Annotated in this window: 16 protein-coding genes; 14 read left to right on the top strand and 2 right to left on the bottom strand. The window is 72.7% G+C overall.

The window, feature by feature from the left end; translation table 11 throughout:
• Positions 1-45: 45 nt before the first annotated feature.
• Together HAV40_RS26635 and HAV40_RS26625 are read right to left on the bottom strand one after the other, a co-directional pair.
• Complete coding sequence (locus HAV40_RS26635; protein WP_239086950.1) at positions 46-1,233, bottom strand: GNAT family N-acetyltransferase; 1,188 nt, start codon at positions 1,231-1,233, stop codon at positions 46-48.
• Positions 1,230-2,879 carry an MFS transporter gene (locus HAV40_RS26625; protein WP_239086949.1) on the bottom strand — a complete coding sequence of 550 codons (1,650 nt, stop codon included), beginning with the start codon at positions 2,877-2,879 and terminating at the stop codon, positions 1,230-1,232. The genes HAV40_RS26635 and HAV40_RS26625 overlap by 4 nt, the downstream gene beginning before the upstream one ends.
• Before the next feature lie 438 nt (positions 2,880-3,317).
• On the opposite strand from HAV40_RS26625, the gene HAV40_RS26620 reads away from it, so the two are divergent.
• The 14 genes from HAV40_RS26620 (at position 3,318) to HAV40_RS26555 (ending at position 18,392) form a co-directional block, all read left to right on the top strand.
• Positions 3,318-4,532, top strand: coding sequence for an acyl-CoA dehydrogenase family protein (locus HAV40_RS26620; protein ID WP_239086948.1), 1,215 nt, complete (start codon positions 3,318-3,320; stop codon positions 4,530-4,532).
• Positions 4,533-4,570: 38 nt separating this feature from the next.
• Positions 4,571-6,199 (top strand): peptide ABC transporter substrate-binding protein, encoded by a 1,629-nt coding sequence (locus HAV40_RS26615; RefSeq protein ID WP_166385897.1) that lies wholly within the window; start codon positions 4,571-4,573, stop codon positions 6,197-6,199.
• A 68-nt stretch (positions 6,200-6,267) separates the two neighbouring features.
• A complete protein-coding gene (locus HAV40_RS26610) occupies positions 6,268-7,608 on the top strand; it encodes a SidA/IucD/PvdA family monooxygenase (protein ID WP_166385896.1) in 1,341 nt (446 codons plus the stop codon).
• Complete coding sequence (locus HAV40_RS26605) at positions 7,605-9,125, top strand: class I tRNA ligase family protein (protein WP_166385894.1); 1,521 nt, start codon at positions 7,605-7,607, stop codon at positions 9,123-9,125. The genes HAV40_RS26610 and HAV40_RS26605 overlap by 4 nt, the downstream gene beginning before the upstream one ends.
• Complete coding sequence (locus tag HAV40_RS26600; RefSeq protein WP_239086947.1) at positions 9,122-10,222, top strand: NAD(P)/FAD-dependent oxidoreductase; 1,101 nt, start codon at positions 9,122-9,124, stop codon at positions 10,220-10,222. The genes HAV40_RS26605 and HAV40_RS26600 overlap by 4 nt, the downstream gene beginning before the upstream one ends.
• The gene (locus HAV40_RS26595) at positions 10,219-11,520 is read left to right on the top strand and encodes an ATP-grasp domain-containing protein (RefSeq protein WP_166385892.1); all 1,302 of its coding nucleotides are present in this window, start codon (positions 10,219-10,221) and stop codon (positions 11,518-11,520) included. The genes HAV40_RS26600 and HAV40_RS26595 overlap by 4 nt, the downstream gene beginning before the upstream one ends.
• On the top strand, positions 11,517-11,852 hold the full coding sequence (locus HAV40_RS26590) for an avidin-fold protein (RefSeq protein WP_166385890.1): 336 nt from the start codon (positions 11,517-11,519) through the stop codon (positions 11,850-11,852). The genes HAV40_RS26595 and HAV40_RS26590 overlap by 4 nt, the downstream gene beginning before the upstream one ends.
• On the top strand, positions 11,849-13,204 hold the full coding sequence (locus tag HAV40_RS26585; RefSeq protein ID WP_166385888.1) for an FAD-binding oxidoreductase: 1,356 nt from the start codon (positions 11,849-11,851) through the stop codon (positions 13,202-13,204). Before HAV40_RS26590 ends, HAV40_RS26585 begins: the two co-directional genes overlap by 4 nt.
• Positions 13,205-13,235: 31 nt before the next feature.
• Entirely contained in the window at positions 13,236-13,781 is a 546-nt protein-coding gene (locus HAV40_RS26580; RefSeq protein ID WP_203671927.1) for a flavin reductase family protein, read from the top strand.
• Between the two features lie 341 nt (positions 13,782-14,122).
• Positions 14,123-15,271, top strand: a complete 1,149-nt coding sequence (locus HAV40_RS26575) for a hypothetical protein (RefSeq protein WP_203671925.1) — start codon at positions 14,123-14,125, stop codon at positions 15,269-15,271.
• Between the two features lie 230 nt (positions 15,272-15,501).
• On the top strand, positions 15,502-16,068 hold the full coding sequence (locus tag HAV40_RS26570; RefSeq protein ID WP_203671921.1) for a hypothetical protein: 567 nt from the start codon (positions 15,502-15,504) through the stop codon (positions 16,066-16,068).
• A gap of 36 nt (positions 16,069-16,104) precedes the next feature.
• The gene (locus tag HAV40_RS26565) at positions 16,105-16,545 is read left to right on the top strand and encodes a MarR family winged helix-turn-helix transcriptional regulator (RefSeq protein ID WP_166385884.1); all 441 of its coding nucleotides are present in this window, start codon (positions 16,105-16,107) and stop codon (positions 16,543-16,545) included.
• Between the two features lie 42 nt (positions 16,546-16,587).
• Positions 16,588-17,562: a DUF2332 domain-containing protein gene (locus tag HAV40_RS26560; protein ID WP_166385882.1), complete on the top strand. Its 975-nt coding sequence runs from the start codon at positions 16,588-16,590 to the stop codon at positions 17,560-17,562.
• 116 nt (positions 17,563-17,678) lie between these two features.
• Complete coding sequence (locus HAV40_RS26555; protein WP_166385880.1) at positions 17,679-18,392, top strand: hypothetical protein; 714 nt, start codon at positions 17,679-17,681, stop codon at positions 18,390-18,392.
• The last annotated feature ends 46 nt before the right edge of the window (positions 18,393-18,438 follow it).

Here is an 18,438-nt window from a genome sequence, read left to right as displayed (position 1 = left end):
CTCGGCGGGCCAGGTGGCCGGGTGAGACGGCGGCCGGGTATGCGGTCAGCCCCTGCCGAAAGCGTGCGGCACGCGTCCGGGTAGCAGCTTCCGCAGCTCGGAGGCGGCATCGTCGGAGATGTCGCCCAGACCTCGCGCGACGACGTCGGCCGGATCCAGCACCCCGTAGGCGAGCCCGGCCAGCCCGGCGGCGGTGAGCACGGCCCCCTCCCCGGCACCGGGCGCGGCGGTGACGTCGATCCTGCCGGCGGTGCCGTCCAGCAGGTGCCGGCCGGTCAGCAGCGGGTCGTCGACCAGCTCGATCTCCAGCCGTCCGGGTCCGCACGGCGCGCCCCGCAGCGCGTCGACCGACAGGAGCCGGGCCATCAGCGCCGGGGACGTGGGGTACGACGTCTCGGCGGTGGTCCGGACGGTGAGAGCGGTCGCCCAGGTCTCCGGGAACTCGTCGGGCGCGACGGTGACCTCGATCTGGCAGACCTGGTGCGTGTGCTCGGCGAGGAACCGCAGCAGCAGGGTGCGCCCCAGCGCGCTGGTGTAGAGCAGCTCGTCGGCGCGCAGGCGGCCCCCGTAGCCGTCGATGCGGTAGGTGAGCAGGCCGACGGCCTGCCCGTCGACCGTCGCGACGGCCAGCCAGCGGTCGGGCGTCGCCAGCGCCCGCCGCGCCCGGTAGTGCGGGGTGTACATGAACCCGTGCCGCAGCGACAGCAGCCGCTGGTGGAACGCACGGTAGTCGTCGAATCCCTCGTCGATGCGCCGGCACGTCACCTCGCCGGGCAGCTTGCGGCCCAGCAGCGGCGACAGCTCTTCGGGGGCGAACACGGCGGTACGGTTGGCCGGCAGCCCCACGTAGCCGAACTTCTCGTAGAACGACGGGTGGAACGGGTAGAGCACAGCCAGCCGGTGGCCCGTGCCGAGCATGTCGGCGTGCAGGCGGTGCATCAGGCGGCGGCTGTGCCCCTGCCGCCGGGCTCCGGGGTGGGTCGCGACCCACGCGACGGCCGCCATGGGCAGGACGTTTCCGCGCAGGTTCTGGTGCGCCGGGATCGCGGCCGCGGTGGCCAGCGTGCGCCCGTCCTGCTCGACGACCAGGGTGTGGTTGCCGTCGTGGAAGGGCAGGATGTCGCGCAGCTGCTCGTCGGCGCCGGGTGCGGGAGTCTGGTCGAAGGCGTAGGGGTACAGCGTGAAGGCGGTGCGCAGCCGCTCCTCGCCGTGCACCTGGCGGATGGCGCTCACCGGGTGGTGTCCTGCTCGTGCCGGGTGAGGAACCGGGCGGACATGTCGCGGTCCCACCAGATGCCGTAGTACTCGAAGTCCTCCGGGCCGTCGTTGACGACCTTGTGCGTGCTGCCCGGGAGCAGGTGCACGACGTCGCCCGCGGCGAAGTCGCGGCGGTGGCCTTCGACGTGCAGCTCGGCGCTGCCGACCATGGCGATGAAGATCTCGTACTCGTGGTGGGAGTGCGGGGTGGACTCGTCGCCCGCGCGCAGGACGCACCAGGCGCCCTCGAACGGGGCGTTGAGCGCGGGCCAGGGCAGCAGGCGCTGTGAGTCCAGGCCGTAGGCTTTGGTCAGGTTGTCGCGGTCGAGGTTGCGGATCTCGAACATGTCGGCCTCCGTGGTCGGCTCAGGGGGTCCGGCGTCGGCCGGATCGGGCATCGGTCGGGATGTTCCGGACGCGGCAGGCCGCATGCCGAGCAGGGCGAACAGCGCCGACAGCAGGCCGAGGGCACCGCACAGCCACCAGACGCCGCGGCCCAGCGCCAGCCACGCCGCTACGCCGAACAGCGGGCCCAGCGCCATTCCCAGCCCGAAGGTCGCCTGGTGGGCGCTGACGTACCGGGCCTTGACCGCGGCGGGGAACGTCGCGGGGTAGGCGAACATGGTCGGCCCGTTGACCATGATCCCCAGCATGAACACGACGGTGCAGGCGAGCAGGGCCGCGACGGAGCCGCCGCTGATCCCGAAGCCGGCGACGCCGAGTCCCATCAGCACGGTGCCCGCGGTCGCCGCCACGTGGCCGGGCCTGCGGGTGACGTACGTGGTGATCTTCAGTTCGCAGAGGATGAGCACGGCTGACGCGGTCACCAGCACGGCACTGTAGACACCGGTCGGGTGGCCCTCGGCGCTGATCATGAGCGGCAGGGCGATCGTGTACTGCACGTAGATGACCGTGCCCAGCAGCACCGAGCCGAGGAAGTACCAGTACCGCCGGTCGTGCAGCAGGATCGCGTACGCCGCGCGCGTGCCGAGTGCGGAGGTCCCGGTCGTGGTGTGGCCGATCCGCAGGTCGGGAAGGAGGCGGCGGGCGAGCACGGCATAGGTGAGCGCGGTGACGGCGTCGAACCACAGCAGCAGGTTCCAGTCGATCAGGATCAGCCCGGCGGCTATCAGGGGGCTGAGCACGGCGCCGAGGTTCATCGCCGTACGCATCATCGAGAAGCCCAGGACCCGGGCGTCGTCGGGCATCAGTTCGCTGAGCAGCACGGCGGCGGCGGGTCGGTGGCTCTGGGTGGCGAGCCCGGCCAGCAGCAGCGCGGCCAGCAGCGGGGCGTACATCCCGGGGCGGCCCAGCAGGGGCACCACGGCCAGGACGGTCGCGGAGGCGAGCATCGCGGCCACGATCGTCGCGCGGGGCCCGATCCGTTGCACGAGTTCGCCGCCGATGAGCATGCCCAGGACCGAGCCGGCGCTGTAGGCCGAGATCGCCAGGCCGGCCTGACCGGTGGAGAAGCCCCGGAACACCAGGTAGAGGACCATGAACGTCTGCACGAACGCGCCGAGCTGGTTGATCAGCACCCCGGCGAGCAGGTGGCGCACCGGTGCGGGGGTCTGGCGGAGCACGGACAGGACGTGCGGCGGGCTTTCGGTGGTCGTGGTCACGGTGGTGCCTCCACGTGGTCGTCGCCGGGCTCCGTCGGACGCGGTGAGCCACCGGCTGGTTGGTAAACGGTCCTCATTGGAGCTGTGCGGATTGTTGACCGGGAGGTTTGATCTCAGAGGAGAACCAATTCGCCGGGCCCGGCCGGGGCACAGGGGGCCGCGGGCAGCACCTGCGCACCCGGCAAGCCATCGCCTTGCTTCTATGGAACGCTGCGTCGCCCGCGAGCGTGGACTCCCGAGCGCCGGGCCCTACCGGCCGCGGCCGGGTTCGGCCGGGATCTGCGGCGGCCGCACCTGCGGCACCGCGCCGGCGGGCGCGTCCCGTTGATTGTCTCTGACATCCAACGCTGTCCGTCAATGTCTTGCTCCGCTTGAGTGACTTCCCGGCGGGCCGTGTCGACCCGCTGCCGGTTCGAAGCCGTGAGGAAGTGATGGTCGATGACAGCGATGCAGCGCGAGAGCGCACGCCATGGCACGGCGACGGCGGGGCCCGCCGACGCCGCGGAGATCCTGGCCCGGGCCCAGGCGCTGGCGCCCAGGCTGCGGGAACGCGCCGTCGAGATCGAGCAGGCGCGGCGGCTGCCGGCCGATGTGGTCGAGTCGCTGCGCGCCACCGGCGTCTTCGGGATGGGCTTCACCCGCGACCGGGGCGGCCCGGAACTCGACTCGATCCAGCAGACCGAGGTGATCGAGGCGATCTCCTACGGCGATCCGGCCGCCGGCTGGTGCGCGATGATCGGGTCGGACACCGGCCTGTACGCCGCGTTCCTGGACCGCGAGGTCGCCGCGCGGATGTTCCCGACACCGGACATGGTGACCGCCGGGCTGCTGTTTCCGCACGGCCGTGCCGAGAGGGTCCCCGGCGGGTTCCGGCTCACCGGCCGCTGGCAGTTCGGCAGCGGCATCACCCACGCCGAATGGGTGGTGTCCGGGGCGTTCCGCTACCGCGACGGCCAGCCCGAGCCGGGTCCCGACGGAACCTCACCGGGGTCGCTGGCGCTGCTGGTGCCCCGCGCGGCGGTCGAGGTGATCGACACGTGGCACACCACCGGCCTGGCCGGCAGCGGCAGCTGCGACTACACGATCTCCGACGTGTTCGTGCCGCAGGAGCACACCTTCACCTTCGCCGACATCCTCGGCCAGCCGGGTGTGCTGGCCCACCCGGAGGTGCACATGCGCAACATGCCGGGCGTCGCGCTCGGCCTGGCCCGCGCCGCGCTCGACCACGCGACCCGGGCCGCCCTGACCGCAGGGCGCTCGGAGGACTACCGCACCCAGACCGTCCTGGCCGACTGCGAGGCCGACTACGCGGCCACCCGACACGGCGTGTACGGCGCGCTGCGCCGCCAGCACGACGTGCTGGCCGCCGGCGGGACGCTGGACGACCTGACCCCGCTGGAGCGCACCGCGCTGCCGCTGTCGCGCAGGCACTGCTTCCGCACCGCGCGGTCGATCGTGACCCGGCTGTACGACCTGCTCCAGACCTCGGCGATCTACCAGCCGTCGCCGCTGGACCGATGGCTGCGCGACAGCACGACCATGTGCCAGCACATCGTGGCGCAGGACCGCATCCTGCAGACCGCGGGCGCCCACCTGCTCGGCGCGCGGCCCTCGTTCCCGCTGGCGCTCGGCATCACGCCGCTGCCCCGGTGATCCCACCGCCATCCGCCCCCACCGGAAAGAAGGAACCCATGCGAAAGTCCCCGGCCGCCCTGAGCGCGGCCGTCCTGCTCAGCGTGCTGCTCGGTGCCTGCACCGATGACAGCGGCGCGCCGCAGGCCGCGGCCGACCGCGGCGCGGTCATCACCTACAGCGAGACCGAACCGGCCAACCCGCTCGTGCCCGGCAACACCAACGAGGTCGGCGGCATCGCCGTGCTCGGCGCGCTGTTCCGCGGGCTGCTGGAGTACGACGCCAAGACCGCCGCCCCGCGCAACGCGGTCGCCGACGCGATCACCACGACCGACTCCCGGATCTGGACCATCACGATCAAACCGAACTGGGTGTTCCACGACGGCACCCCGGTGACGGCCAGCAGCTTCGTCGACTCCTGGAACTACACCGCCTACTCGCCCAACCTGATGAGAAGCGCCAGCTACATGGCGAACATCGAGGGTTTCGACCAGGTCAACAACGCCGGCCCCGACGGCCGGCAGCCCGCCGCGCTGCCGCCCGCCAAGCAACTGTCCGGTCTGCGGCTCGTCGACGACCACACCTTCACCGTGACGCTCAAGGCGCCGTTCTCCCAGTTCGGCATCCGGCTGGGCTACGCGGCCTTCTACCCGATGCCGGCCGCCTTCTTCACCGATCGCCGGGCCTTCGAGGCGCACCCGGTGGGCAACGGGCCGTTCCGGTTCGTCTCGCACACCAAGGGCAAGAACCTGCTCATCGAACGGTTCGACGGCTACGGCGGCGCGCAGAAGCCCTCCATCGCCGGCATCGACTACCGCTTCTACACCGATCTCGACCAGGCCTACGCCGATGTGCTGGCCGACCGGCTCGACTTCCTGTCCTTCACGCCGTGGCGCGCCACGCAGGGCAACCAGATCGAGAAGGACCTGCCCACCACCCGCCGCGCCGCCTACAAGTACCTCGGCTACCAGGCGATCGCGTTCCCGATGTTCGACAAGCGGTACGCCGACCGCAGGCTGCGCCAGGCCCTGTCCATGGCCATCGACCGCCCCGCCCTGATCAAGCAGATCTTCAACGGGACCCGCGTGCCCGCGGCCGGGCTGGTGCCCCCGAACGTGCAGGGCTACATCCCCGACCAGTGCGGTGTGCTGTGCACCTACCAGCCGCAGAAGGCCCGGCAGCTGTTCGACCAGGTGGGTTTCACCGGCCCGATCACGCTGACGTCGAACGTGGACTCGGGCAACCGGGAGTGGGTGGAGGTCGTCTGCCGGTCCATCGCGCAGACCCTGGGGCACCCGTGTGTGTTCCAGCCGCAGACCACCCTGGGCGAGTTCCGCGCGGCCCTGAACAACCGGCAGATCGACGCGGTGTACCGCACCGCCTGGGTGGCCGGATTCCCGTCGGTGGAGAACTTCCTCAACCCGCTGTTTCGCACCAGCGGCGCGTCCAATGTCGGCCAGTACGCCAACCCGCAGGTCGACGCCCTGCTGGCGCAGGCTGACGCCGCCCCGTCGCAGGAGCAGGCGAACTCGCTCTACCAGCAGGTGGAGCGGATGGTGCTGCAGGACATGCAGACCATCCCGATCTGGTACCAGTCCGCCACCGCCGCCTGGTCGTCGCGCCTGCACGACGTCCACCCGACCCTGTTCCGCGAGCTGGACTACTTCAGCGTGACCGTCAGCAAGTGACTTTTCGCCCGTCTGTGTGGCGCACCGGTCCCGGCGCGCCACACACCCCCTTGAAGAGAGGTGCACTCGTGTCCGTGCACGACGTGGATGTCCTGATGATCGGCGCCGGCCCGGCCAACCTCGCGTTGGCGGTGGCCCTGGAGGAGTGCGGCGTGCCCGGACTCGCCGCCAGCTCAATGATCATCGAGCAGCACCAGGACGTGAAATGGCAGCGCAACCTGCTGCTGTCCTGGACCCGCAGCCAGGTGTCCTACCTGAAGGACCTGGTGACCCTGCGCAACCCGCGCAGCCGGTTCTCGTTCCTGAACTTCCTGCACGAACGCGGCGAGCTGGACGAGTTCGTCAACCTGGGCACGTTCCACCCGTACCGGTGGCAGCTGTCGGCCTACCAGCAGTGGGTCGCCGACTCGCTGGAGCGGGTGCGGGTGCGTTACGGCCGGCGCGCGGAGCAGATCCTGCCGGTACGCGCCGAGGACGGCACCGTGCTCGGCTTCGGGGTGACGCTGACCGGCGGCGACACCGTGTTCTGCCGCGACCTGGTCTTCGGCGCGGGCCGCGACGCGTACGTGCCGGGGGTGTTCGGCGCTCTGCCCACCGAACGTGTCGTACACAGCAGCCAGTACGGCAGCCGGGTCCCGGCCGCCGTGGACCTGGCCCGGCCGGGCCGGCCGCTGCGGCCCGTGGTCGTCGGCGGGGCCCAGAGCGCGGCGGAGATGTTCATGGCGTTGCACGAACACGCCCCCGGCTCGTCGCCGACCATGCTGCTGCGCTCGATCGCGCTGAAGAACTACCAGACCAGCAAGTTCGTCAACGAGCTGTTCTTCCCGTCGTTCGTGGACGAGTTCTTCGCGATGCCCGAGCAGGTCCGCGCCCAGGTGCTGCGGGAGATGCACCTGACCAACTACGCCGGGCTGGCCGAGCCGTTCCTCGACGAGCTCTACACGATGATCTACCGGCAGAAGATGCTCGGCCAGCCCGTCTCGACCGTCCGGGGGCTGACCGAGGTCGTCGGCGCGCGGGTGGAGGCCGCCCCCGACGGCGGTGAGGAGGTGGTGCTCGACGTACGCGACCTGCGCGACGGCAGCGTCGAGCAGGTCCGGTGCGACGCCGTGTTCGTCGGCACCGGGTACGACCCGCAGATGCCGGCGATGGTACGCAGGCTGGCCGACGCCATGGACCTGCCGAAGATCGTCGTCGACCGCAACTACCGGGTCGACCTCGGCGCGCACGCCCGGGGCGCGCTCTATCTCCAGGGCGTCAACGAGGACACGCACGGCATCTCCGACTCGCTCATCAGCGTGCTGGCGCAGCGCTCGGCCGACATCGCCGGCGACATCGCCGACCGGCACGCCGAGGAGCCCGCCGACGACGCCGTCCCGGCCACCCGCGCGGCGGTGATGCCGGCATGAAGCGCACCCTGGTCATCTCCCCCGCCCCGACCGCCAACGGCGACCTGCACCTGGGGCACATCGCGGGGCCGTTCCTGGCCGCCGACGTGTACACCCGCCACGCGCGGGCGCAGGGACGCCAGGTGCTGCTGGGCACCGGGTTCCAGGACACGTCCACGTTCGTGACGACGACCGCGCACCGCCGCGGCGTACGCCCGTCGGACCTGGTCGCCGACTCGGCGGCGCAGATCGCGTCGACGCTGCACACCATGGGCATCGCCGTCGACGGCTACACCGGCGACGGCGCCCGGTTCACCGGCTGGGTGCTGGAGTTCCTCGGGCGGCTGCGCGCGGCGGGACGGCTGGAGCTGCGGCGCGTGAAGTTCCCGTACTCCGAGCGGAGCGGGCGTTTCCTGCTGGACGGCTTCGCCTCCGGTGGCTGCCCGCACTGCCTGGCCGAGGGCTGCGCGGGGTTGTGCGAGAGCTGCGGGAACCTGGTCTGCGCCGGTGACCTGATCGGCGTGCGCTCGACCCTGGAACCGGCCGAGCCGGTGACGATGCGCGAGGCCGAGGTGCTGGTGCTGCCGGTCGAGCGATACCGCGACCGGCTGCGGGCGCACTTCGCGGCGCACGCGGGCGGCATGCGCCCGCACATGGCCCAGGCCATGGCGCGGATGCTGGACCAGCCGCTGGCGGACTTCCCGGTGACCTACCCGGTCGGCTGGGGCATCCGGGTGCCGTTCCCGGAGGTCGCCGGGCAGGTCGTCAACCCCAACGCCGAAGCCGTGGCGTGGAGCATGCACTGCTCGGCGCTGGCGGCCGAGGGCCGCCACGGCGGCGAGGTCGCCGAGGACGAGCTGTGGCTGGCCGGGGCCGGGTCCGAGATCGTGTACTTCCTCGGGTTCGACAACATCTACCCGTTCGCGATCGCGGCCCCGGCGATGCTGCTGGCGTTCGACGGCCGCTACACGCTGCCGACCCGCTACCTGACCAACGAGTTCTACGAACTGGACGACCAGAAGTTCTCCACCAGCCGGGGCCACGTCGTACGGGGCCGCGAGCTGGCCGCCGAGGTGCCCCGCGACGTGATCCGCTTCTACCTGGCCGCGACGAGCCCGGAACACCAGCGGACCGGTTTCAGCCGCCAGGGCCTGACCCGGGTCGCCGGACTGCGCCTGGTCGAGCCGTGGAACCGGGTCGCCGAACGGGCGAACCGGTGGGCCGGGCACGGCCCGCTGCCGGTGTCGGCGCGTTCCCGGCACGCCGGTGCGCGGATGGCGGAGCTGTTCGCGGCCGCGTACGACCTCGACGGGTTCAGCCTCAACCGCGCCGCCGAGGCGATCACCGACCAGCTGGCCAGGCTCGACGGCTGGCAGGCCGACGACGCCGACGCGGGCGACTTCTGCTTCGAGGTCGGCTGCCTGCTGCGGGCCGCCGCGCCGATCCTCATCGACCTGGCCGCGGCCGTGCACCACGACGGCGACCCGGCCGCGGACACGGTCACCCCGGTGCGGCTGCCGCTGCTGGCCGGGCCGTGAGCACCGGCGAGCCCGCGGCGGGCAGCCGGATGCGGATCGTGGTGGTGGGCGCGGGCATCACCGGGCTGCTGGCCGCGGTCCGGTGCGTACGGGACGGGCATCGCGTGGTGCTGCTGGAGCACGGCCTGATACCCGATCCGGGTGCGACGTCGTTCGACCAGCACCGGGCCCTGCGGGCACTGTCGGTCGGCGACCCGGCGGCCACCAGAGAATCGGCGGGACTGCACCGCCACTGGCGGGACCTGGACCAGCTGCTGGGCGGCGGCCTCTACCGCCGCGTCGGGGTGCTGACCGCGCTGCCCGCCGACGCGATGGACGCCGCACTGGCCACGGCCGAAGCCGCCGGCCTGCCGATCCGGGTCGCCGACCGGGCCGAGTACCCGCGCCTGGGCCTGCCCGCCGGAGCCGGGGCCGTGTTCGAACCGCACGCCGGGGTGCTGCTGGCCGACCGGGTCCTGCAGGCGGCGGCCCGGTGGCTGCGCCGCCAACCGCAGGCCGAACTGCGGCCGGGGCGCGAAGTCGTCGGCGTACGGCCGGGCAGCGGCCGGGTGCTGCTGGCCGACGGCACTGCCGAGTCCGGCGACGCCGTGCTCGTCACCGCCGGGCCGTGGTCGGCGGCACTCACCGGCCAGCCGGTGACGCTGCACCGCCAGACCATGGTGTACCTGCGCCCACCCGCCGAGCAGGCCGCGGCCTGGGCCCGCACCCCGGTCGCGGGCGGCCTCGGCGCCGACGGACGCGGCTGGCTGCTGCCATCGACCGCCGGCACCCTGCTCAAGGTCAGCACCGACGGGGCACGGCGTGAAGTGGCCGCGCTGTCCGACCCCGGCGACGGCACACCGTGGGCCGAACGGATCCTGTCGTCCGGCATCGTGTCCGGTGTGGACGAGCACACCGTCGTACGGGTGCGGCACTGCCACTACGCCACCGCCCCCGGCGGAACCGGCTTCACCCGCATCGGACCCGCCGTATGGGCCCGCCCCGCCAGCGGCGGCGACGGCTTCCGCACCGCACCCCAGGCCGTCGCCGCACTCGCCGCCGAACTGGCCGACGCCGACCCCCCAGCTCCCCTCACCCCGCAAGGACGGCACCCATGACCGAAAACGCCCCCGGCGCGCTGCTCGTCATCGGCAGCGGCCTCAAGCTCTACCGCGAGTACATCGTCCGACCGCTGGCCGAACGGGCCCGCAAAGCCGACCTACGCCTCGTGCTGATCAACAACATCCGGCCGACCTGGCAGCACGAGTACTTCGACGACATCACCGTCGCGAACGTGTTCGACCACCAGGTACTGGCCGCCACCGCCCGGGACCTGGCCCGCCGCTACCGCGTCGCCGGGGTGATGTGCTGGGACGAGCCCCTGGTCATGCCCGCGGCCGAACTTGCCGCGGAGTTCGGCGTACCCGGCCTGAGCCTGCCCGGCGTGCGCGGCTGCCGCGACAAGCACGACTGCCGCACCCGCCTGACCGCCGCCGGGCTCCCCCAGCCCGGCTTCGCGCTGGTCCTCGACCTCGACCAGGCCCACCGGGCCGCAGCCCGGATCGGCTACCCGGTGATCGTCAAACCGCGTGCGCTCGGCGCCAGCATGGGCGTGACGCTCGCCGCCGACGAACGCGAACTCGCCGCGGCATTCCGGATCGCGCACGAGGCCAGCCTCGTCGGAGACGAGCCCTACCGCGGCGGAGCGCTCATCGAGGGCTTCGCCGACGGGCCCGAGATCAGCGTCGACGGCGCGGTGCACCGCGGTGAGTACCTGCCGATGTTCCTGGCCCGCAAGAGCACCGGCCTGCCCCCGTTCTTCGAGGAGACCGGCCACCTGGTCGACGCCGCCGATCCGCTGCTGCGCGACCGGGAACTGCTGGACACGCTGGCCACGGCGCACCGCGCACTCGGCGTGGAGAACGGCATCACCCACGCCGAGGTACGGCTGACCGCCGCCGGCCCGGTGATCATCGAGGTCAACGGGCGGCTCGGCGGCGACCTCATCCCCTACCTCGGCCAGCTGGCCACCGGCATCGAGCCCGGCAGCGTGCTGTTCGACGTCGCCACCGGCCAGCGCCCCGACCTGGCACACGCCCGCGACGGCGTCGTCGGCGTGCGGTTCGGCTACCCCGACCACGACTGCGTCGTACGCGCCGTCACCGTCCCCGAGCAGCACCCCGGCCTCGTCCTGGCCGCGCCCATGGCCGTGCCCGGCACGGTGCTGCGGCTGCCGCCGGGCGGCTACATCGCGCGCCACTCCTTCGTGATCTGCGCGGCTGCGGACCTGCCCACCTGCGAACAGCGGCTCGACACCGCAGCGGCCGCGGTCGTGCTGGACGCCGACCGGGTCGACCCGCCACCGCTCGGCACCCGCCTGGTCATGCCCGCCGGACTGCTGGACGTGGACGCATGAGCATCGACTACGACGGCCGACGGTTCCGGGCGCTGGGCGGCGGCGACGGCGTCAGCTCCGCCTACTGCCAGCGCGGCGACCTCGTCTGGGCCGTATTCGAAGGCGGGCACGTACGCCGCGGCACGATCACCGGCACCTGCGACGAGCACGGGGTGCTGCGGCTGGCGTACACCATGGTGCTGACCAGCGGCGAAGTGATCGCCGGAAGCAGCATCAACACGCCACGGCGGCTCGGTGACGCCCTGGTGCTGCGCGAGGTCTGGCAACGCTACGGCGAACACGCCGCCACCGGCGTGTCCTACCTCGAAGAGGTAACCGAGGTGGCCCGATGACCGCCTGGCAGAGACTGCGCACGCTCGTGGACGGCCCGCTGCGGCTGCCCGGCGATCCCGGCTTCGAGCAGGCCGGTATGCCGGTCAACCGCAGGTTCGCCACCACCCGGCCGGCGGCGGTGCTGTCGGTCGCCCACCCCGCGGACGTGGCACGGGCAGTGGAGTGGGCCCGCGCAGCATCGCAGCCGGTGTCCGTACGCGGCGGCGGGCACAGCTACGCCGGCTACTCGACGTCCGCCGGCCTGGTACTGGACCTGCGCGGGCTCGCCGGCATCCGGTACGACCCGGACACCGGGCAGGTCACCGTCGGCGGCGGCACCTCCATGAAAGCCCTCTACGCCGGGCTGCGGCCGTACGGCGTCACCTTCCCGCTGGGCAACTCCGACACCGTCGGCATCGGCGGGCTGACCCTCGGCGGAGGCGTCACCACGATCTCCCGCGCCCACGGGCTCACCTGCGACGCGCTGGTGTCCACCGATGTCGTGCTCGCCGACGGGTCCACCGTCACCGCCTCCGCCGACCGGCATCCCGACCTGTTCTGGGCCTGCCGCGGCGGCGGGGGCGGCAACTTCGGCGTCAACACCGCTTTCACCTTCCAGACGCGTCCGGCCGTACCCGGTTCGACGTGCCTGGTGCTGTGGACATGGCCGCACGCCGTCGCGGTGCTGTCCGTGATGCAACAGATCATGCTCGCCGCCCCGGACGAATTCTCCGCCCGCATCGGCGTCGCGCGCACCTCCGACGGCGAGGCCGTGGTGTCCGTGCTCGGCTACCACCTCGGGCCCGCCGAGCAGCTGCGGGAACTGATGGCACCGGCGTTCGCCACCGCCCGGCCCTACCGGGCCGACATCACCGACCACAACTTCTGGCAGGCCGCGACACTGCTGCGCCACAGCAGCCCCGACGGCGCGTTCGCCGCGCGCAACCGCTGCGTGCCACACGCCGTCGACGACGCCGGGCTGGCCGTGCTCGTCGACGCCGTACGGCGATGGCCCGGCGGCGGCAGCCCCGGCGGCGCTGGCGCAGCGCTGTTCGCCTGGGGCGGGGCGATCAGCCGGGTGCCCGTCGCCGACACCGCGTTCCCGCACCGCGACACGCGGTTCCTGCTCAGCCTGGACACGTCCTGGATGCGCCACGACCCACCGGAGGTGGTCCGCGCCAACCTCGACTGGTTGCACGAACACTACGACGCGTGCGCGGACTTCGCGCCCGACGCGTCGTACGTCAACTTCACCGACCCCGACCTCGACGGCTGGCAGCGCGCCTACTACGGGCCCCACGCCGACCGGCTCGCCGAGATCAAGGCCCGCTACGACCCCGACCGGTTCTTCACCTTCCCGCAAGCGGTGTGAGCACCGCCGTGGCCCGTCACCAGGAGCAGCAGTGACACCTCCCGACCTGCGCGGCGTCATGCGCACCTTCGCCACCGGAGTGTGCGTGGCCAGCGCGTACCGCGACACCCCCGGCGGCCGCCGCCACGACGCGATGACCGTCAACTCACTGGGGTCGATCTCGCTGGACCCGCCGCTGATCTGCCTGTCGTTCCGGCGCGGTTCGGGCTTCCTGGGCGACCTGCTCGCCGCCGGCTGCTGGGCGGTGTCCATCCTGCCGGCCGGCGAGCGGGAGACCGCCCGCCGGCTGGCGATGCCGCTGCCGGCCCGCGCCACGCACGTCGCCGGGCTGCACGCCCGTCCCGGCGCGGCGACGGGCGCGCTCGTGCTGGCCGGGGCGAGCTGGCTGGAATGCGGGCTGCGGCAACGGTTCGACCTCGGCGACCACACCCTCGTGATCGGCCAGGTGCTGACCGCGGGCCACCACGCGCGATCACCGGCGCTGGTGTTCCTGCACGGCGGCTACCACACCGTCGACGACCCGCAGGCCGCGACCGTGCACCTGTCCGGTCCCGGGCACTGGGGCGAATACTGCTAGGCCCGGTGACCACCATCTCCGGCACATCGTATGGAAAGGCGACACCGGCGAGGCTCCGCTGATGGTAGTGAAGGCGAATGTTTCCGCGTGGGATGCGACAAAAACGCAGGCCGCGTCGAATGGGTTGTGCGGAGGGAACCATCATGGGCAGACCAGAAAAGCCTGTCAACAAGGACGCCGGACGAGCCGCTCAGTTCGCTAGCGAATTAAGACGGCTACGCGCGCTGGGCGGCAGTCCGACCTACCGGGAGATGGCCAGAACGGCCATGTTCTCGTCGTCGGTGCTGTCCAGCGCGGCCAGTGGCAACCGGATACCGTCCCTGCCGGTCACACTCGCCTTCGTGACCGCGTGCGGCGGCGACGCCGAGGTCTGGCGCCAGCGCTGGCTCGTCGCCACCGATGGCGACCTGCGGCTGCCGGTGCGCGGACGACCCGCCGCACCGCAGGCGGACAGGCTGCCCCTGCCGATGCAACTGCCCCAGCGGCCGCGCGGTTTCATCGGCCGCGCCACGGAACTCGCCTGGCTGCACACCGCCGGTGAGACGCCGATCGTCATCAGCGGTCCGGTCGGGGTGGGCAAGACCGGCCTGGCCCTGCACCACGCCTACACCCAGGCGGCGGCCATGACCAACGGGCAGCTCTACGCCGACCTCGGCGCCGAGCACACCGACGGCGCGGCCAACCCCTACGGCATCCTCGACGGATTCCTGCGGGCGCTCGGCGTACCGGGCGAGCAGATGTCGAGCACCCTGGACCACCGGGTCGGCCTGTACCGCACGCTGCTGGCCGAACGCCGCCTGCTGGTGCTGCTGGACAACGTCCGCGACGAGAGCCAGGTGCGGCCGCTGCTGACCGACTCCCGCACCAGCACCACGCTGCTGGTGAGCCGCAAGCGGCTGCTGGGCCTGCGCGACGTCCGCAGGCTGGAGGTGACCCCCCTGCCCCGCGCCGACTCCACCGCGATGATCGCCGCGGCGCTGCCGCCGGGCGCCGCGGCCGCACCGGAGGACCTCGACCGCCTCGCCCAGTTCTGCGGAGACCTGCCGCTGGCCCTGGACATCGCGCTGCGCCGGATCGCGCTGCGCCCACCGGCGGGCCTGGGACAGACACTGGACGGCTGGCGCGAGCACAGGGACGCGCTGGGCTGGCTGCGGATCGGTGATCTGTCCATGCAGGAGTGTCTGCGCTCGGCATACCTGACTCTCAGCCAGCCGGCCCGGATACTGCTGCACTGGCTGGCCCGGACCGCGGCCGAGGACGTCAGCCCACTGCCGACCGACGATGAGGAACTGGTCGACGAGCTCGTCGGCGCCGGCATACTCGCCCACACCCAACCGGACTCCACGGGGCTGCGCCTGTCGCCGCTGGTGCGTGCGTTCGCCCTCGACATCGCCGGTTCCATGCCGCGCGGCCTGCCGGCACCGGCCGGGGCGCCGCGCGCCGAGCAGTGGCCGCGGGCATCGCGCAATTCGCGGCGGCGGGTGCCGTAGCCGTGCGCGCGGTGCCTGTCCCGCGCGGCGGGCCGCTGCCCCCGGCGTCGCCCGGTTCCCGGCCAGCGGCACAGGCACTGCGCCGCGGCGCGGCCTGCCCACCGCCCCGCACGCCATTGATTGTTCTCAGCATCACGAGTGTCGACCAAGACGCTGCGCACGTGTACTTGAGCAGCCGCACCGGCATCGCCGCCGGATGCGCGCGAACGGCCAGGGAGAGGACAGGGGCCATGCCAGACGACAGCGGCACCACGCGCGACGTGCCGACGCCGGGCCGTACGCACGCCCGCGGACCGGTCCGCCAGGTCGCGACGGCCGCCGTGGCCATCGCGCTGCTGCCCGCCGGGGTCTGGCTGTCGGCCCAGGTCCGTCCCGGCCCCGCGCTGCACGACGTGGCGCTGTTCGCCCATCTCGGCTTTCTGATCCTGGGGTTCGGTGCCGTCCTGGTCGCGGACTACTTCTTCGCCCTGTGGGTGCTGGGCCGCACGACCCTGGCCGAGGCCATGGCGAACACGTCACGGCTGCACCTGCTGGTCTGGTCCGGTGTGGTCGGCCTGATCGGCAGCGGTGCCCTGCTGCGGCCGGACCTCGGCAAGGGTTTCACGATCCTGAAACTCGTCCTCGTCGCCGCCCTCGTCATCAACGGAACGCAGGCGATGGTGCTGGACCGGCGCATACGGTCACTGGCCGGGCGGCCGCCGGTACGCCTGCTGCTGTGGGGCGCGCTGACCGCCGTGATCTCGCAGGTCTCCTGGTGGGGTGCTGTGGTCATCGGCTACCTCAACACCAGACGGTGACCGTTAGGTGCACGAACGACTTGTTACTGTGATCACATGTCCGAGCCCACCCGCCTGGCCGGCCTGCACAGCTGGCTGCTCACGCAGACCGCGGCGCAGGCTTCACGCCTGGTCAACGAAGGCTTCGCCAGCGCCGATGCGCGCGGGTACCACTTCCGGGTGCTGGCCACCCTCGACGAGCACGGCCCCGCCAGCCAGGCCGCACTCGGCCGGCGCAGCGGCATCCACCTGTCCGACCTGGTCGCCGCCATCAACGAGCTGGCCGACCGCGGCTTCGTCGAACGCTCCCCCGACCCCGGCGACCGGCGGCGCAACATCGTCACCGTGACGGCCGCCGGACGCGAGCAGCTCGCCAGGCTGGACCGGCAGCTCGCCGACGTGCAGGAGCGACTGCTCGTACCGCTGACCGGACCGGAGCGCGCCGAGCTGGCCACGCTGCTGGGCAAGCTGCTCGGGTACCACCGGATGTCGTCCTGATCACGATGCGCGACGCCGGTTCGGCGGCCTACGGTACGCAGCATGCATGGGATACCCCGCGCCGACGAGGACCTCGCCCGGACCTACCGCGACTTCGCGCTGTCGGAGGCCGCCGGGCGCTCGCCGTCCTATGAGCGGCTGTGCCTCGGGGTCGCAGCCGACGACGCGGTGCTCACCCTGGTCGGCGCGCTGCCACTGGCCAAGCGCCAGCCCAACCTCCTGCTCGGCGCGGTCCGGCTGCTCGGCGGGCCGGTCGGTGACTACCCGGCGTTCCGCGACTGGCTCGTCGCGCACTGGCCCGCGGTACGCGAGCAGATGCTGGCCCGCAGCACCCAGACCAACGAGGCCGCCCGGTGCGCCGTGCTGCTGCCGGTGCTCGCCGCGCTGCCGCAGCCGCTCGCACTGATCGAGGTCGGCGCGTCCGCGGGGCTGTGCCTGTACCCGGACCGCTACCGGTACCGGTACGGCGACCGTTCGCCGATCGGCCCGCAGGGCGCGCCGCTGCTCGACTGCGCCGTCGACGGCCCGGTTCCGGTCCCGGACCGGCTGCCGCAGGTCGTCTGGCGGGCGGGCATCGACCTGAACCCGCTGGACGTCACCGACCCCGACGATGTGCGCTGGCTGCGGAGCCTCATCTGGCCCGAGCACACCGAACGGGCCGAGCGGCTGAGCGCCGCCGCGGCCATCGCCGCCGCCGAGCCGCCGCTGCTGGTGCGCGGCGACCTCAACGAGTCACTGGCGGGGCTGGCCGCACAGGCTCCGGCGGGGGCGACGCTGGTCGTGTTCCATACGGCCGTGCTGGCCTATCTCGACGAGGCGGGCGTCGACCGGTTCACCGCGCAGCTGGCCGAACTGCGGCCGGGCACGGTATGGCTGAGCAACGAGGCGCCCCGCGTAGTCCCGCAGATCGCCGCACGGCTGCCGGTGCAGGCCCCGCCGGGCCGGTTCGTGCTGGCCGTCGACGGGCGGCCGGTCGCCTTCACGATGCCGCACGGCCAGGGCGTCGACTGGCTCTGACCCGGTGCCGTCCCCCGCGAGACGGGCAGGCCTGTGGCCGGTCCGGGCCGCACCGTCCACTCGCGACCCGCGTACCGCCCGCTCGGCTCTAGAGTGTGCGGGTCGGAAGGACAGCGATGGCGGAGCACAACGGCCTGATGGCAGCCGGGCGGGCCGGGGACGACAACACCGCGGCCGACGTCGTCGCCAGTTCGGTCGCCGGGCTCGGGCTGCTGGTCGGGGCGCTGGGCGCGGCCGGGCTGGTGCTCGTGCTGTGCACGAACTCGCTGGCCGGGGTCGGGCTGACGATGGTCAACGTCGCGATTCCGGCGGTGGCGTTCGGATACGCGCTGCTCGACGCCGCCCCGCGTGCCTCCCGGCGGCCGCGGCAGGTCGGCGCGATCGTGCTGGCCGTGGTCATCGCGGCCGGTGCGGCCGGGGTCGGCTGGGGACTGTCCGGGATCGCGATGCGCCAGTTCGCCCCCGCCGACCACGTCGGCCGCTACGGCGAGCGGGTGCAGGTGACCGTCAGGGACGCCGACTGCCGCCACAGCACCATCTGGCGGCGCGGGCCGCGGGCCGACTTCTACTGCGAGGGCGCGACGTGGCAGGTCGGCGGGCGCGACGAGCGCGGCCGGCTGACGCTGTTCTACCAGGAGATGGAGCCGCGCTCGCAGTCGCGGCAGGTCGACGCGTACGTGCTGGGCAACGAGGGTTACAGCGTGGAGCGGGTCGGGGAGATCGAGTCCTGGGCGTGGTGGGCGGGGCGGCCGCTGTGGCTGCTGCTGGGCCTGCCGGTGCTGGTCGTGGGCCTGTTTACGCGCCGTGACCTGGTCGCCCGGCGGCGCTGACCGGAATGGGCGAACGCCGGTGCGGCCCGCGCGCCCGCACCTATCG

It is taken from the genome of Catellatospora methionotrophica (assembly GCF_011297335.1).
Classification (GTDB): domain Bacteria; phylum Actinomycetota; class Actinomycetes; order Mycobacteriales; family Micromonosporaceae; genus Catellatospora; species Catellatospora methionotrophica.
Note: the sequence above shows the minus strand (reverse complement) of the source record. Positions and strands in the feature narration are given on the sequence as shown.